Here is a 15499-nt window from a genome sequence, read left to right as displayed (position 1 = left end):
CACATCACTCGATCGGCGGCATCGGGGCAATCGCCAGCAGCATCGAGACCAATTGGCTCTGCTGGCTGGTGCCGGTCTTGCGGAACAGTTGCGCCAGTTGGCTGCGCGCCGTCGCCATGGAAATATGGCGCTGCTGCGTGGCCTCTCCCAAAGCCTGCCCCGAGGCCAGGGCCGCTGCGAGCATGGCCTCCTTCGGCGTCAGATCGAACATTGAGCGGATGCGATCTTCAAATCCCGGTGGCAGGCGCTGCGCCAAATCCTGCACCGCCACATAGGCGCCGAGCAGCGTCGGCAGGCCCTGCACGAACAGATTATTAGCGGGAACGACCGATAGCGCCACCGCATGTCCGGTCTCGATCTGGGTGGCGATCATGTCCGTGCCGCGCCGCAACTGGCCATCGTCCCCCGATGCGGCACGAATAGCGGCCTGGAGCTGCCGCATCTGTTGCGGCTGGCTCAACAACAACCGGCTCTGACTGCTCGTCACAGCGGTATCGGGCCTGTCCAGCAACTCTGCTGCCTTGGCATTGCTCCACACGATTCGGCCGCCCGGCTCCACGGCCATCCAGCCAATGCCCCGCCCGCCAAGCGCCTGCCCGGTTTGTTCGAGCATCCGCGCGCACAATCGCACATGCAGGCTCACCGCATGCGTCAGCGCCGACGTAACGGCAGACAGCGCCCTGATGTCCTCGGCATGGTATTTTGGGCTGCGCCCACCCCTGCTGGCCATGAAATAACCATCAATGCCGTCGCGCGACGCCACCTTGAGTACGAGGCCGCTATGCTGCGCCTGCGGCCGCATCCACGCGCTGAAAAAGGCCGAATTTGCAAAAGCGTCCCGATCGATCACCTGCTCATCGACAACGACGCCGCCGGACGGCAGGGTCTGCATGGCAGGCAGAAAGGGATTGATCTCCACCAGATCGTGATAAAGCCGCTCGAACCTGGGTTCGCAATCGCCATGCAGCAGCACGTGGGCCTTGCCGACCCGGTGATCCACGAAGCCGATCGCGCCATGATCCGATTGCAATATATGCCGGATTGACGCGACGCCCTCCGCCCAGCCGGCATCGTCAAACACGGCGGCATAGAGGCTGCTGGTGACGCCGTTCAGTTGATCGACAAAATCCAGAGCCATACGACTATGTTCCGTGCCCCTGAGGCGGGGCAAACATGAACTGGGTGTTCATCGTTTTCAACCCGGGGTTAGATCACAATGCCAGCGCGTTGCTTTTGAACGGCAAAAAGCCGCCAGAACAGCAGGGCGGCGGCGGAGCGATGCGGCGACCATGGCTTGGCCAGTTCAACCATCTGCTTGATCGTCGGTCGCTCCTCAAGGCCCAGGCCATCTTGCACGGCCTTGAGCAAGGCCAAGTCCCCGGCTGGGAACACATCGGGGTGACCCGCACAGAACATCAGGTAGACCTCCGCCGTCCACGGCCCGATGCCCTTATGCGCCACGAGATAGGCCACGGCCTGCTCGGCCGGCAGGGTCTCAAGATGGGCAAAGTCCAACTGGCCGGCGACCACGGCCTCGGCGATCACCCGCAATGTGCGGAACTTCCCGGCGGAAAATCCAACGGCGCGCACTTGGGTCTCCTCCAGGCCTAAGTACCGCACCGGGTCCAGCGCGCCGTCCAGCAGCTCGAACCGGCTCCAGATCGCCCGCGCGCTGGCCACCGACACCTGCTGACCCACGACGATCTTCGCGATCCCCGGAAACCCGGCGGCATTGATTCGCGGTTCCGGCGTGCCCGTGAGCGCACGGACGGACGCCAATCGCGGATCGAGCGCGACCAGCCGATCCAGATGCCAGTCGATGCCTGCCTGTGTGTCGAGGCGCGGTGACGGCGGCAGAATGGTCATGCTAGAAAAACGCCCCGAGGAAATGTCATGCCGTCTCAACCCATTCTGCGCTTTGCCCCAAGCCCCAACGGAATGCTGCATCTGGGCCACGCCTATTCGGCGCTGTTCACCTGGCAAGCCGCAGCCCAACTCGACGGCAGCGCCCTGTTGCGCATCGAAGACATCGACCTCGCTCGAAGTAAACCCGAATTTACCCAGGCCATCTTCGATGACCTGCATTGGCTGGGCCTCGACTGGCCCGAGCCGGTCTGGCGCCAGTCGGAGCGGTTTGCGGCCTATGTGGAGGCCGCAGACAAGCTGCGGGCTATGGGCCTGCTCTATCCCTGCTTCTGCTCGCGCACCGAGATCGCCGCCCACGCCACCGGTGCTGATCCCGACGGCGCGCCGCTTTACGCCGGCACCTGCCGTCATTTGAGCGATGCCGATATCTCGACTCGGCTGGAGCACGGCGACCCCGTGCAGTATCGGCTCGACCTGCAACGCGCCTTGGCGCTGACCGGGCCGCTGACCTTCACTCTGGTCGGACCCACTATGCGCGACCGCCCGCAAATCTGCTATGCGAAGCCCGAACGCTGGGGCGATGTGGTGCTGCACCGCAAGGACACGCCCACCAGTTACCACCTCAGCGTCGTCGTCGACGATGCCGCCCAAGGCGTTACCCACGTCACCCGCGGCCGCGACATGGAGGCAGCCACCGACATCCATGTGCTGCTGCAATTCCTCCTCGGGCTGCCCTCGCCGATCTATGCCTTCCATCGGCTATTGCTTGGCGACGATGGCAAAAAGCTCAGCAAATCCAGGGGATCGCCGAGCTTGAGAGACTTGCGGGAAGCGGGTCGGACGCCCGAGGACATCCGGCACCAACTGGGTTTCTAGGCTGCTTTGGCAACCTGCACCTGCGTCAATTCCTCGACAGTCGCCGCAACGGCTTCCTCGAAGGGCGTCCCGAAATACTTGCCCAGAATGGCGTCGAGCCGGGGGTCGGTCATTTCCATCTCGTTGCGCCACAGGTAGCGCATGCGATAGACGTCGCGCATCATGGGGTTGACGAGGCCGATGGCGCCCAGCATCCACCAGGCTAGCGGCGTGACCTTGAGCTGTTGCGGCACCGCCTTCTGGATCGCCGTCATCATCTGGCGATGGGTGATCCAATTGCCGGCAAAGTGGAAATTCTCGAAGGCGGCGAACTCGCTGCGCTTCTCGGCCAGCGCCACGAAGGCATCGCCCAAGTCCGGCAGATACGCCCAGCTATGGTGCATATCGAGGTCGCCCATGTGGTGGATGACGCCCTTGGCATAGTCCATCAGCATGGCCTGCTCGAACCATTCGCCGCGATTGCCGGGGCCATAAAAATCGCCGGCGCGCAGGATGAGAGCTTGGAATTTACCAGCATTTGCAGCGTCTTGCAGCATGCGCTCGAGCCGGATGCGGATTTCGCCGCGCGGCGCCTCGGCCCCCTGCTTGGTCTGCGGCGTCACCTTGCGGTCGCTGGCGCGGTAATTGTAGATCGTGCCGGGAAACAGCAGTGTCTTGCCGCTGGTGCCCATCGCGTCGATGACCACCTGCAATTGCGCTTCGGCAGCGCCATTGCCCCATTTGTCATAGGGCAGATGCAGCGCCTGCACGACGACATCGGCATTGGCGATCGCCGCTTGCACCGCCGACAACTCATTGGCGTCGCCGGCGACGAACCGAACGCCCTGCACCGGACGGCGATTGCTGCGCCCGAAAGCGGTGACGTCCCAGCCAGCATGCTGGAAAGCTTGAACCGCTGCGTGGCCGATATGGCCGTTGCTGCCCAGAACCGTAACCTTACCCTTAGTCATGTCGATCTCCTGTGTGGTGGACTAAAGTTAGGGCATGCACTAACGTCGAGCCATTCGCTGTTTTCGTTGGATCGACCTTCAGAAATGAATAGAGAACCCGACTGGTCGCTGTGGCGCAGTTTTTCGGCCGTGGTCAAGCACGGCTCGCTCTCCGCCGCCGCCCGCGACCTCGGCCTGTCGCAGCCGACGCTGGGCCGCCATATCGAGGCGCTGGAACAGGCACTCGACCTGTCGTTGTTCGAGCGCACCTTGAGCGGCCTCAAGGCCAACGAGGCCGCTTTGCGGCTTTATGAGCCCGTCGCAGCCGCCGAGACGGCGCTGGCACAGGCGGCAATTTTAGCGCAAGGCGCCCAGGCCGAATTCTCCGGCACCGTGCGCATCACCGCCAGTGCTGTTGTCTCTAACTACGTATTGCCAACGCTGCTGCTGCCGATCCGTGAGCGCTATCCCGCCATCGCCATCGAAACGGTGCCCTCGGACTCCCCCGAAAACCTGCTGCTGCGCGAGGCCGATATCGCCATTCGCATGTTCCGGCCGACGCAGTTGGAGCTGGTCACCAAAAAGCTCGGCGACATCCCCATCATCGCCTGCGCCCATGAGAGTTACCTCGCCCGCCACGGCACGCCCGGCAAGCCAGCCGACCTGCGGCGCCATGATCTGATCGGGTTCGACCGCTCGGATGCGATCCTGAACCACGCCGAAAGCATCGGCCTGTCGCTGCGGCGCGAACAGTTCGTGCTGCGCACCGATAGCCAGACCCAGCTTTGGGAATTGGCCCGCGCCGGCCTCGGCATTGGCTTCGCGCAAAAATTTCTGGTCGAGCGCACGCCCGGCATGGTGGCGCTGGGTTTCGATCTCGCCATCCCGCCGCTGCCGGTCTGGCTGACGACCCACAAGGAATTGTTCACCAGCCGCCGGATCCGTGCCATTTATGACGCATTGGCGGAGGGGCTGATTGACTATATCAACGCGCCAATCGACTAGCCCGCACCCAGGCAGGACATCATGGAAACCGCAGTCAATATCCTAATCGCCATCGTGCTGCTCTTCGTCGTGGGCGTTTTGGGCATGGGCCTGTGGAACATGGCCAAGGGGGGCTCCAGCAATACCAGCCAGCGCCTGATGCGCCTGCGCGTCATCGCCCAGGCCGTGGCGCTCGCATTGTTGCTCGGCGCGCTGTTCTTCTTCGGGGGGCCAAAGCACTAATGGTCAAGCTCAACGTAATTTACACCCGCACGGGCGACGACGGCACCACGGGCCTCGTGCGTGGCCCGCGCCGCCAAAAGTTCGATCTGCGCGTCGAGGCCTATGGCACCGTGGACGAGGCCAATGCCACCATCGGCCAGGCCCGGCTGGGCACCGGCTCGATGCCCAAGATCGACATGATGCTGGGCCGCATCCAGAACGACCTTTTCGATGTCGGCTCCGACCTGGCGACCCCCGGCGAGGACGATCCCGCTGCCCACAAGTCACTCCGTGTCACCGCCGTCCAGACGCTGTGGATCGAAACCCAGATCGATCATTTCAACGAGGCCCTGACCCCGCTCAAGAGTTTTGTGCTGCCCGGCGGCACGCCCCTGGCGTCGGCGCTGCATGTGGCGCGCACCGTAACCCGCCGCGCCGAACGCATCGTGGTGGAGCTGGCCAGCCTTGAGCCTGACGTCAATCCCGAGGCGATCCGCTATCTCAATCGCCTCTCGGACCTGCTATTCGTGCTGGGCCGCGTCGCCAACAACAATGGCGAAAAGGACGTGCTCTGGGTGCCCGGTAACTATGGCGACCTCAAAAAAGGCGATTGATTGCAATTGCATCTATCGCCGAAGGCTTTGTTTACGCGCGGTCTTTAGGTTGAGGCCATGAAACCCTGAAGGGGGCGGTTATGGACTCCGATCTGAACACGCAATTGACCACGTCGCGCGCCGCTGTCGGCGCCGGCAGCGTCCAGACCGCCGTGCTGAAGAAGGCGGCTGAAGCCGAAGCCAGCACCGCCACCATGCTGGCCGAGGCGGTCCAATCGGCCCCACCGCCAAGCGGCCAGGGCCTCAAAGTCGACAAATACGCCTGATTGCCATGAGCAACGATTTCGCCATCAGCCCACCGGTGATGATCAACCGCATCGTGGATCGCCAGGCCACCCCACCCGGCGCCGAACTGGCCAAGGTCGCGATGCTCCGCGCCAGGCTGGAATCCGCCGTGCAGGAAAAGATCGCCGAAAACGCGGCCGTGAGCCCCGATGGCAAAGGCGAAGCGCCGGTGGTGGATAGCGGCGCGGCGGTGGATCGGCTGATTTAGATTTTGCGCAGTGGGTTGCTTGACAGTGAGCGCGCCCGGTTAGTTCAGCACACCCCCTATCTTTCTTCCCGCGGGCTTGACCCGCGGGCCGCTGTCAGCGCGGCAGATGTGGCGAGAGGCCCGCGGATCAAGTCCGCGGGAAGAGCCGGTGGGTGGCGTTATATTGTGCCCCCAAAACGCAGTAGTGCCGCGGCCCCTACCCCTTCACCAGCTTCACCAGCGCGTCGATCACCGCATAGCCATCCGGCGTATTCCAGTGCGCGGGTCCTTGCAGCACCGCCAGTTCGCACCCCTTGGCGTCGAGGATTAGACTCGCCGGCAATCCCACTGTCACCGCCTCCTGCTTCAGCCGCTCGAAGGCCGCAAAAGTGTTGTCGGCGTAAAGCGGCAGATGGGCGAACTTGTTGTCGTCGAGGAATTTTCGCGCTTTACCCAGTCCGTCCTCGCCGATATCGAGATTGATCGGCAGCACCATGAAATCATCCGAATTGTATTTGGCGGCCAACGCGTCCAGCGCCGGCATTTCCTCGCGGCACGGCACGCACCAGCTCGCCCAGAAATTGACCAGCAGGCCCTTGCCCTTGAAATCGCCGATATCCATCGGCTTGCCTTCCGCGTCCTTGAACGCCAGCGTCGCGTAACCGCGCCCTTCGCCAGTCGGGTTGAGCCCGGCCAATTCCCCCACCGAGGCAAAATCGATATCCAGCGCCGCGTCCTTCTGCACCGGGCATTCCTTGGCGGCCGCGCCATTGCCTAGCAAAACCCACGCCGCTATAGCTACGGCCAAGACGGCAACCCCCAGCACGATCAGCAATCTGATGCGGTTGGAAGCTCCGGGGCGGGGCGCGTTTATATCGGTCATTTCAAGTCCCAAGGATCAGATGATGAGCAACAAGATGTGGGGCGGACGGTTCAGCACCGGCCCCGATGCCATCATGGAAGAAATCAATGCGTCGATCGGTTTCGACCAGCGCTTGTACCGCCAGGATATCGCCGGGTCGATTGCCCATGCCACCATGCTCGCACAAACGGGCATTCTGACGCAGGACGATCGCGACGCTATCATCGGGGGTCTAACCGAGGTGCTCGACGAGATCGAGACCGGCGCCTTCACGTTCTCGCGCGCGCTCGAGGACATTCACATGAATGTCGAGAGCCGACTGCGCGAAAAGATCGGCGATGCCGCCGGGCGCCTCCACACCGCGCGCTCCCGCAACGATCAGGTAGCGACCGATTTCAAGCTTTATGTCCGCGACACCATCGATACGCTGCTGGTGCAGGTCAAAGACCTGCAACTGGCGCTGGTCACCCGCGCTGAAGACGAAGCCGAAACCATCATGCCCGGCTTCACCCATCTGCAAAGCGCCCAGCCGGTGACCTTTGGCCACCATCTGCTGGCCTATGTGGAAATGCTGGGCCGTGACGCCGGCCGGCTGGCTGACGCTCGCGTACGGCTCAACGAAAGCCCGCTTGGCTCGGCAGCGCTGGCCGGCACGCCCTATCCCATCGACCGGCACATGACGGCCGAACAGCTCGGCTTCGACCGGCCGACCGCCAATTCGCTCGATGCCGTGTCCGACCGCGATTTCATCCTCGAAACCCTCGCCGCCGCATCGATCTGCGCCATGCATCTGAGCCGGTTTGCCGAGGAAATGGTGATCTGGTCTTCGGCCCAGTTCGGCTTCGTCAAGCTCAGCGACAAATTCACCACCGGCTCCTCGATCATGCCGCAAAAGCGCAATCCGGACGCCGCCGAGCTGGTGCGCGCCAAGATCGGCCGCATCGTCGGCGCGCTGGCCTCGCTGTTGATCGTCATGAAGGGCCTGCCGCTGGCCTATTCCAAGGATATGCAGGAAGACAAGGAAGTCGCCTTCGACGCGCTGGACAGCCTATCGCTATCGCTCGCTGCGATGACCGGCATGGTCAAGGACCTGACGGCAAACCGCGAGCGCATGCGCACCTCCGCCAGCGCCGGCTTTTCCACCGCCACCGATATCGCGGACTGGCTGGTGCGCGAAGTCAACATGCCGTTCCGCGACGCCCATCACGTCACCGGGCAGATCGTGGCGCTCGCCGAACAGAAGGGCTGCGGGCTGGAAGGCCTGACCATCGAGGACTTCAAGTTCGTCGACCAGCGCATCGATTCGCGCATCCACAAGGTGCTGACGGTCGAGGCCTCGGTCGCCGCGCGCCAGAGCTATGGCGGCACCGCGCCCACCAATGTGCTGATCCAGGCGGCGCGCTGGAAGACGCTCCTGACCGGCACGCCGCATGAGCCGCGCCCGCTGGGTAAAAAGAAGCATGGCGGCCATGGCGATGGCGGGGTTGAATGAATCACCTCTGTGACTGATGTTGGGTGCATGCAAGTCCGCCTGCGCCTGACCCCAGAGCACATCGCCCATGTCCATCGCGACATCCCCGATCCGGGGCCGTCGCTATTGGATGGCTTTCGCCCCGCCGAAGATGCCGACTATGACGTCGAGATCGACCGGCTGCTGGCCATTGCGCCGACACCCGAAGACATTTGGGTGTTCGGTTACGGCTCGCTGATCTGGAACCCCTGCTACCCTTTCACTGAACAGCGCACCGCTTTGGCGCATGGCTGGCACCGCTCGTTCACGCTGGGCTGGGACTTTCGCTTTCGCGGCGACAAGCAGACGCCGGGCCTGATGATGGCGATCGATCGAGGCGGCCAGTGCAAGGGCGTGGTGCATCGGCTGGCGCCGGCGACAGCGCGAAAACATCTCGACGTGCTGATCCGCCGCGAAATGAGCATGGTGCCCACGGCCTTTCCCGGCCGCTGGATTACGGTGAAAACCGAGTCTGGCCCGATCTGCGCGCTGACCTTCGCCATGGACCGCAACAGCCCGCGCTATATCGGCGGGCTGACGCCGGAGGCCACCGCCGACGTCCTCGCCAAAGCCTGCGGCTTTAAGGGCTCGATGGCTGAGTACCTGCACGCCACAGTGCTCAAACTGGAAGAACTGGGCATTCACGACAGCTATTTGTGGCGCCTGCAGGGGCTGGTCGCCGATCGCATCGATGCGGCTCGTCTCGGAGTGCGTAGCGATGCATAAGCCCGGCCGCCCGATGGCGCTGACCGAACGCCATGTCGCGTTCCTGCGGCCGCCTGCCGCCGATGACACGATGCCACCGCCACCGGCCGGCATGATCCAGGCGACGCGCGAGGACCACCTAGCCACTATTGCCAGCCTCATGGCGCAAGAACCCGAAATCAGCGAAGTGTGGTTTTTCGCTTATGGCTCGCTGATCTGGAAGCCGGCCTGCGATTTCGTCGAATTGCGCACCGGCCTGGTGCGCGGCTGGCACCGCTCGTTTTGCCTCGGCTGGAATAACCGCTTTCGCGGCAGCGACGAAAATCCCGGCCTGATGCTGGCACTGGATCGCGGCGGCGCCTGCAAGGGCGTGCTCTACCGTATTCCCGCCAACGCGGTCGAAGATAACCTGGTCAAACTGCTGGAGCGCGAAATGGGGTGGCGGCCCTCGCCGTTTCCGCCGCGCTGGGTCAATGTCCAAAGCGGCGAACGCAGCATCCGCGCGCTGACCTTCTGCATCGATCGCAACAGCGGCCGCTATGTCTCGGGCCTGTCGGTCGAGCAGATCGCCGACGTGCTTGCGACCGCCGTCGGCTCGCGCGGTTCGATGGCCGAGTATCTGTTTGCCACCGTCACGCACCTCGAAATCTTGGGCATCCACGATCCGCACCTGTGGCAATTGCAGGACCTCGTCGCCAAACGGATCGAGGCCGTTTACGGCACCGGCTGATAACTGACACTTTCGTTTTGCGCCCGCTTGGCATAGATCAGGCGCAACCGGCGTCACCCTCCCGAAAGACCCCACCTTGGTCCACCATTTCCAGCATCGCGACGGCACGCTGTTCGCCGAAGACGTCAACTTGAACGAATTGGCGGCCGAAGTGGGCACGCCGTTCTACGTCTATTCCAGCGCCACTTTGCGCCGCCATGTTCGCGTCGTCAAAGCCGCCTTCGAGGGCATTCCAACGCTGCTGGCCTATGCGATGAAGGCCAATTCCAACCAGGCCGTGCTCAAGCTGATGGCCAGCGAAGGCGCCGGCGCCGATGTCGTGTCGGGCGGTGAACTCGAACGCGCTCTGGCGGCCGGCATCAAGCCGGACATGATCGTCTTTTCGGGCGTCGCCAAGACCGTCGCCGAGATGCGTCGCGGGCTGGACGTGGGCATCCACTGCTTCAACGTTGAGAGCGAGCCGGAGCTCGAACGGCTCGACATGATCGCCGGGTCCATGGGCAAGGTCGCCCGGGTGTCGGTGCGCATCAATCCCGATGTCGATGCCAAGACCCATGCCAAAATTTCCACCGGCAAGGCCGAGAACAAGTTCGGCATCCCCTATGCCCGCGCCCGCGAGGTTTATGACCGCATCGCCACCATGCCCAACGTCAAGGCGGTCGGCGTCGATATGCATATCGGCAGCCAGATCACCGATCTCGGCCCGTTCGGCGACGCGTTCCAGTTGATGGCCGAACTGGTCGGCCAGTTGCGCGCCGATGGCCACGCCATCGAGCATGTCGATGTGGGCGGCGGGCTGGGCATTCCCTACAACGAGACCGAAGACGGACCGCCATCCCCGCAATCCTATGCCCAGGTGGTCCGCGACAAGGTGGGCTCGCTCGGCTGCAAGCTGGTGATCGAGCCCGGTCGCCTCTTGGTCGGCAATGCCGGCATCCTCGTGACCAAGGTGGAATATGTGAAGGAGGGCGGCACCAATTTCGTCATCGTCGACGCGGCGATGAACGATTTGATCCGCCCCACGCTTTACGAGGCCCATCACGATATCCAGCCGGTGAACCACTCCAACCTCTCGCCCATCACCGCCGATATCGTCGGCCCGGTCTGCGAGACGGGTGATTACCTCGCCAAGGCCCGCACCATGCCCGGCGTCAAGGAAGGCGACCTGCTTGCCGTGATGAGCGCCGGCGCCTATGGGGCGGTCATGGCCTCGACCTACAATTCGCGCGCCCTGATCCCCGAAGTGCTGGTGGATGGCCCGCGCTACCACGTCATCCGCCCGCGCAAGTCGATCGCCGACCTGCTAGCGCTCGATAGCGTGCCCGATTGGGTGTGATATCTTCACCTCTCCCTTTGGGGGAGAGGTCGACCGTCTTCGGTCGGGTGAGGGGGCCTTCCCAAAACACCTGGCCCAGCAAAGGCCCCCTCACCCGGCGCTGTGCGCCGACCTCTCCCCCAAAGGGAGAGGTGCAGTGGTATCCTGCCAGCCCTTGTCATCACGCCCATTGCATACTCTCCTCACCCGGGAGACCCCATGCCTGAGCCCATCACCGACCGCCAGCTCAACCGCGCCACCCTTTCCCGGCAGATGATGCTGGAGGGCGTCGACATGGCGATCCCCGAGGCCGTGGCCTTCCTCCTCGGCCTTCAGGCGCAAACCACCAATGGTCCTTACCAGGCGCTGTGGAACCGCCTATCCGGCTTTACCCCATCGGCGCTGACCGCCCTCATCACCAACAAGACCCTGCTGCGCGCCACCACCATGCGCACGACGCTGCATCTGCACACTGCGGACGACATGCGAACCCTCCGTCCGCTGTTGCAACCGGTGCTGGACCGCACGTTCGCCTCGCCCGCCAAGGCCCGAACCATCAAGGCCGATCGCGCCGCCGTGCGCGCCCTTGGGGTTGAGCTCTTGAACCAGCAGCCGATGACCGCGGGCGAATTAGGCAAGCGCCTGCTGAAGTCATTTCCCGACAGCGATCCCTATGTGCTGGCGCAGGTGGTGCAGGGCGCCGAAACGCTGGTGCAGATTCCGCCGACCCGCATCTGGGGCCATGGCGGCCCGCCGCTGCTGGCTCGGATCGAAACCTGGATCGGTCAGGGCGTCGCCGAGCCCATTGCCCTGCCCGCGCTGGTGTTGCGCTACCTCACGGCCTTCGGCCCGGCCAGCGTCGCCGACATGCAGCATTGGTCCGGGCTGACCCGGCTGGCGCCGGCCTTCGAGGCGGTGCGCGACCAGCTCATCGCCTTCACCGCCGAAGACGACCGCACGCTCTACGACCTGCCGGACGCGCCGCGCCCCGATGCCGACACGCCGGCGCCGCCTCGTTTCCTGCCCGAATATGACAATGTCTATCTCGGTTTTGCCGACCGCCGCCGCATCCAGTCCGATCTGGCGCGGGCGCGTATGCCGCTGGTCAACGGCTATCCATCGACCTTCACCGTGGATGGTTTCATCGCCGGCAAATGGTCATTGGCGCGCCGCAAGGATAGCGCGCAATTGACCCTGACGCCGTTCCGTAAACTGTTGAAACGCGAGCTGACTGAAATCGAGAAGGAAGGCCACGCCATGGCCGGTTTCCTGACCGAAGGCGCGACCGCAATCACCACGACCGTGCTGCCCGTCGTCGACTAGGTAGGGTCCTGCGCCTGCCGGCCCTGCGACACGATCTCGATCGGACGGCCCGCCAGCGCGTCATCGACCTTGGCCAGCAGGTCGGCCAGCGTGAACGGCTTGACGATGACGTCATAGATCAGCTCGTGCAGGCCGTGCGCCTGCTCGCGCTGATCGGCAAAGCCGGTCATCAGCACGATAATCACTTCGGGAAAACTCGCCGCCACCGTCAGCGCCAGCGCGATCCCGTCCATGATGGGCATCTTGATATCGGAGAGCAGCAGGTCGAACCGGCCCTGTTCGGCATCCATGATTTCGGCGGCAAGACCCCCGTCTTCGGCGGACACCACCTCGTGCCCCTTCATCTTGAGGGCACTGATGACAAAGGCGCGCACTGAGTCATCGTCTTCGGCAACCAGAATTCGGGCCATCAATGTCCCTCCGTGCTGGCAGGCTGGACCGGAGCGGCACTGCGTGTCGATCCACCGCCGGCAAAGCTGAGCCGCACGTTCACCGCATCGACCGGCGGCAGCGGCAACTGGGTTTCAAATGTAGCACGTTCGCCCGCCATCATGTCACGCACGTCCGGCGTGACGCTCCACTCATAAATGCCATTGCCCGACGCCCCGAGCAGCGTCACCACCACCGCGGGCACCATGACCGGGGCCTTTTGCAAGCCCACGATCTGCGCCGAAACCACGAGGACCTCCTTGCCTTCGCGCAGCGTGCGCAAAGTGGTCAGGCGGTCGAATTCCAGCCCGATAACGTTGACCGGCAGGCCGATGGCCGCGTAGACGCCCGCCATGGCCGGAAATTGCTCCACCACCTGCACGCGCCCGAAATAGCTTGCGGCGAGCAGCCCCACCAGCACGACGGCGCCCGCCACCCGCGCCACGCGGCGCAGGCGCGCCATCGGCAATTTGGCCACCAAGGCATTCTGCCGGCGCAAAAACGCCCGCTGCCGCTTGCGGATCAGCGCCGGATCGACCTTGGACGCGTCCTTGGCGTCAACCTCGGCGGCTTCGTCTGCCTCGACCTTGCGTTCGGCCAGTTCGGCCGCCACCCGGCGCTCTTCGCTGACCAGGGCATCGTCCAGCGCATCCTCGGCGACATTGCGCACCAGGGGGTCGCCATCGTCGAAGGCATCGGGATCGAGCGGCTTCTGCGACCAGGCCTGCTGGCAATGCGCGCATTGCACCTTGCGGCCCGTCGACCCGATCGCCTCATAGGTGACCTGGTAACGCGTCTGGCAATGTGGACAGGTAATGATCATGGGTCAGACGAGTTGGGAAAGAGACGCTGGCAGGAGCCTAGCGCGATGGTGTTAAAACTCTTGAAATCAATGAAATCTTCCTGGCGCCGAACCATATTTGCACCGTATTCGCGCCCCATTGGCCTGGGCCTGCGGCATCGGGCGCCAACGCCTGTTATGATGACGCCGACGATTGATTCGCCCTCCGGCCGATCGCGTCGCAAGGGGGCAAGCGTGGAGCCTGACGGGTTGATCGAGTTTTCCGATGTCGGGCTGCGCTATGGCAATGGCCCCGAGATTTTGCGGGACCTCAGCTTTTCCATCGAGCCCGGCTCGTTCCACTTCCTGACCGGCCCCTCGGGCGCCGGCAAGACCAGCCTGTTGCGCCTGCTGCTGCTGTCGCTGAAGCCCTCGCGCGGCCGCGTCACCATGTTCGGCGAGGATGTGACCCATCTCGACCAGGACCGCCTGCTGCAGATGCGCCGCCATATCGGCATCGTGTTCCAGGAATTCCGCCTGCTCGATCATTTGACCACGTTTGAGAACGTCGCTTTGCCGCTTCGCGTACTCGGCCAGCCCGAGGCCGAATATCGCCCCAATGTCACCGAATTGCTCGAATGGGTGGGGCTGGGCGAGCGCATGAACGCGCTGCCCTCGCTGCTCTCCGGTGGCGAAAAACAGCGCGCCGCCATTGCGCGCGCCGTCATCGCCCGCCCCAAAGTGCTGCTGGCCGACGAGCCCACCGGCAATGTCGACCCCGATCTGTCGAGCCGGCTGGTGCATCTGTTCGCCGAGCTGAACCGTACACTGGGCATGACCATTATTCTGGCCACGCACGAATTGCCGCTGCTCGACCAGTTTTCCTATCCGCGCATGCTGCTGTCCAAGGGCGAGCTGGTGATCCATGCTTGAGATGTTGCGGCTGCTCAAAGCCATCCTGCCGCGCCGTGGCGGCGCCGCCCCCATCGTGCCCGAGCGCAGCGTCGCCGGCCGCACCCTGCTGCTGATGATCACCATCATGAGCTTCCTGTCCGCCGTCACCCTGGGCGGCGTGGTGCTGGTGCAGAAGTCCGCAATCGCCTGGTCGGCCGATGTGGGCCGCGAAGTCACCATCCAGATCCGCCCGGTCGAGGGCGAGGTGATGGAGAGCAACCTGCGCACCGCCGTCGCCCTGGCCGAAGCCACGCCCGGCGTCGCCTCCGCCCGCCCGCTGACCGAGGCGGAAAGCCAGAAGCTGATCGAGCCCTGGCTCGGCGCCGGTCTCGACCTCAGCGCCATCGAAATTCCGCGCCTCGTTGTGGTGCAACTGGGCGATCCGGTCGACGCCGATATCGCCAAGCTGACCCGCGACCTGACCGCCATCAAGGGGGCGAGTCTGGACACCCACGCCGCCTGGCGTCAGCAGCTCAACACCATGGCGGGGGCCATCGTGCTGTCGGGCCTGATGGTGCTGGGGCTGATCGGCGTGGCCACCGTGCTGGCGATTATCTTCGCCACCCGCGGCGCCATGGCGTCCAACCGCGAAATCGTCGACGTGCTGCATTACATCGGGGCGTCCAACAAATTCATCGCCGGGGAATTCCAGGGGCGCTTTTTGTCCATCGGCCTGCAAGGTGGGTTGTTGGGTGCGCTGGCGGCAACGCTGTTCTTCTTCATCGTCGGCACCGGCGCCGGCAATATGCTGTCCAGCGAGGCCAGTGCGCAGGTCGGCGTGCTGTTCGGCCGCTTCGCGCTGGGCATTGACGGCATTATCGGCATCGCCGCCGTCATTCCGGTGATTGCGGCGCTGACGGCGATCACCTCCCGCCTGACGGTGCGCCGCTTCCTCGCCCAGACCTCCTAGTACCGCGCGTCACGTAC

The 15499-nt window shown here is 64.0% G+C and carries 19 protein-coding genes; 13 read left to right on the top strand and 6 right to left on the bottom strand.

Translation table 11 applies throughout. From position 1 onward, the window contains the following. Window positions 1-4 precede the first annotated feature (4 nt). Both ABIB57_RS15660 and ABIB57_RS15655 read right to left on the bottom strand, forming a co-directional pair. Window positions 5-1138: a helix-turn-helix transcriptional regulator gene (locus ABIB57_RS15660; RefSeq protein ID WP_354042038.1), complete on the bottom strand. Its 1134-nt coding sequence runs from the start codon at window positions 1136-1138 to the stop codon at window positions 5-7. Window positions 1139-1206: 68 nt separating this feature from the next. Then, entirely contained in the window at window positions 1207-1866 is a 660-nt protein-coding gene (locus tag ABIB57_RS15655; protein WP_354042037.1) for a DNA-3-methyladenine glycosylase family protein, read from the bottom strand. Between the two features lie 27 nt (window positions 1867-1893). Here ABIB57_RS15655 and gluQRS point away from each other — a divergent pair, with 27 nt between their 5' ends. After that, window positions 1894-2742, top strand: a complete 849-nt coding sequence (gene gluQRS, locus ABIB57_RS15650; protein WP_354042036.1) for a tRNA glutamyl-Q(34) synthetase GluQRS — start codon at window positions 1894-1896, stop codon at window positions 2740-2742. On the opposite strand, the gene ABIB57_RS15645 is transcribed toward gluQRS, so the two are convergent. Then, complete coding sequence (locus ABIB57_RS15645; RefSeq protein WP_354042035.1) at window positions 2739-3692, bottom strand: NAD-dependent epimerase/dehydratase family protein; 954 nt, start codon at window positions 3690-3692, stop codon at window positions 2739-2741. The two genes, gluQRS and ABIB57_RS15645, sit on opposite strands and share 4 nt — an antisense overlap. A gap of 84 nt (window positions 3693-3776) precedes the next feature. Between ABIB57_RS15645 and ABIB57_RS15640 the strand changes: the two genes are divergently transcribed. From ABIB57_RS15640 to ABIB57_RS15620, 5 genes are all read left to right on the top strand, one after another. Beyond that, complete coding sequence (locus ABIB57_RS15640) at window positions 3777-4676, top strand: LysR family transcriptional regulator (RefSeq protein ID WP_354042034.1); 900 nt, start codon at window positions 3777-3779, stop codon at window positions 4674-4676. Between the two features lie 21 nt (window positions 4677-4697). Next, a complete protein-coding gene (locus ABIB57_RS15635) occupies window positions 4698-4898 on the top strand; it encodes a twin transmembrane helix small protein (protein ID WP_354042033.1) in 201 nt (66 codons plus the stop codon). After that, on the top strand, window positions 4898-5491 hold the full coding sequence (locus ABIB57_RS15630; protein WP_354042032.1) for a cob(I)yrinic acid a,c-diamide adenosyltransferase: 594 nt from the start codon (window positions 4898-4900) through the stop codon (window positions 5489-5491). Before ABIB57_RS15635 ends, ABIB57_RS15630 begins: the two co-directional genes overlap by 1 nt. Window positions 5492-5571: 80 nt before the next feature. Then, window positions 5572-5757, top strand: a complete 186-nt coding sequence (locus tag ABIB57_RS15625) for a hypothetical protein (protein ID WP_354042031.1) — start codon at window positions 5572-5574, stop codon at window positions 5755-5757. A gap of 5 nt (window positions 5758-5762) precedes the next feature. After that, window positions 5763-5984, top strand: a complete 222-nt coding sequence (locus tag ABIB57_RS15620) for a hypothetical protein (RefSeq protein WP_354042030.1) — start codon at window positions 5763-5765, stop codon at window positions 5982-5984. 196 nt (window positions 5985-6180) lie between these two features. Here ABIB57_RS15620 and ABIB57_RS15615 read toward each other — a convergent pair whose 3' ends face one another. Continuing rightward, window positions 6181-6846: a TlpA disulfide reductase family protein gene (locus ABIB57_RS15615; RefSeq protein ID WP_354042029.1), complete on the bottom strand. Its 666-nt coding sequence runs from the start codon at window positions 6844-6846 to the stop codon at window positions 6181-6183. Window positions 6847-6868: 22 nt separating this feature from the next. Between ABIB57_RS15615 and argH the strand changes: the two genes are divergently transcribed. From argH to ABIB57_RS15590, 5 genes are all read left to right on the top strand, one after another. Then, window positions 6869-8317, top strand: coding sequence for an argininosuccinate lyase (argH, locus tag ABIB57_RS15610; protein ID WP_354042027.1), 1449 nt, complete (start codon window positions 6869-6871; stop codon window positions 8315-8317). 27 nt (window positions 8318-8344) lie between these two features. Continuing rightward, window positions 8345-9061 carry a gamma-glutamylcyclotransferase gene (locus ABIB57_RS15605; RefSeq protein ID WP_354042026.1) on the top strand — a complete coding sequence of 239 codons (717 nt, stop codon included), beginning with the start codon at window positions 8345-8347 and terminating at the stop codon, window positions 9059-9061. Then, the gene (locus ABIB57_RS15600; RefSeq protein WP_354042025.1) at window positions 9054-9770 is read left to right on the top strand and encodes a gamma-glutamylcyclotransferase; all 717 of its coding nucleotides are present in this window, start codon (window positions 9054-9056) and stop codon (window positions 9768-9770) included. Before ABIB57_RS15605 ends, ABIB57_RS15600 begins: the two co-directional genes overlap by 8 nt. A gap of 76 nt (window positions 9771-9846) precedes the next feature. Next, complete coding sequence (gene lysA, locus ABIB57_RS15595) at window positions 9847-11106, top strand: diaminopimelate decarboxylase (protein WP_354042023.1); 1260 nt, start codon at window positions 9847-9849, stop codon at window positions 11104-11106. Window positions 11107-11304: 198 nt separating this feature from the next. Beyond that, a complete protein-coding gene (locus ABIB57_RS15590; RefSeq protein WP_354042022.1) occupies window positions 11305-12408 on the top strand; it encodes a winged helix DNA-binding domain-containing protein in 1104 nt (367 codons plus the stop codon). Here ABIB57_RS15590 and ABIB57_RS15585 read toward each other — a convergent pair. Together ABIB57_RS15585 and ABIB57_RS15580 are read right to left on the bottom strand one after the other, a co-directional pair. Continuing rightward, the gene (locus tag ABIB57_RS15585) at window positions 12405-12818 is read right to left on the bottom strand and encodes a response regulator (protein ID WP_299725242.1); all 414 of its coding nucleotides are present in this window, start codon (window positions 12816-12818) and stop codon (window positions 12405-12407) included. The two genes, ABIB57_RS15590 and ABIB57_RS15585, sit on opposite strands and share 4 nt — an antisense overlap. Next, window positions 12818-13660, bottom strand: coding sequence for a zinc-ribbon domain-containing protein (locus ABIB57_RS15580; protein ID WP_354042020.1), 843 nt, complete (start codon window positions 13658-13660; stop codon window positions 12818-12820). Before ABIB57_RS15580 ends, ABIB57_RS15585 begins: the two co-directional genes overlap by 1 nt. A gap of 228 nt (window positions 13661-13888) precedes the next feature. Here ABIB57_RS15580 and ftsE point away from each other — a divergent pair, with 228 nt between their 5' ends. Both ftsE and ABIB57_RS15570 read left to right on the top strand, forming a co-directional pair. Continuing rightward, a complete protein-coding gene (gene ftsE / locus ABIB57_RS15575) occupies window positions 13889-14551 on the top strand; it encodes a cell division ATP-binding protein FtsE (RefSeq protein ID WP_299725282.1) in 663 nt (220 codons plus the stop codon). After that, complete coding sequence (locus ABIB57_RS15570) at window positions 14544-15482, top strand: cell division protein FtsX (protein WP_354042019.1); 939 nt, start codon at window positions 14544-14546, stop codon at window positions 15480-15482. The genes ftsE and ABIB57_RS15570 overlap by 8 nt, the downstream gene beginning before the upstream one ends. The last annotated feature ends 17 nt before the right edge of the window (window positions 15483-15499 follow it).

It is taken from the genome of Devosia sp. UYZn731, from assembly GCF_040546795.1.
In the GTDB taxonomy this organism is placed as follows: domain Bacteria; phylum Pseudomonadota; class Alphaproteobacteria; order Rhizobiales; family Devosiaceae; genus Devosia.
Note: the sequence above shows the minus strand (reverse complement) of the source record. Positions and strands in the feature narration are given on the sequence as shown.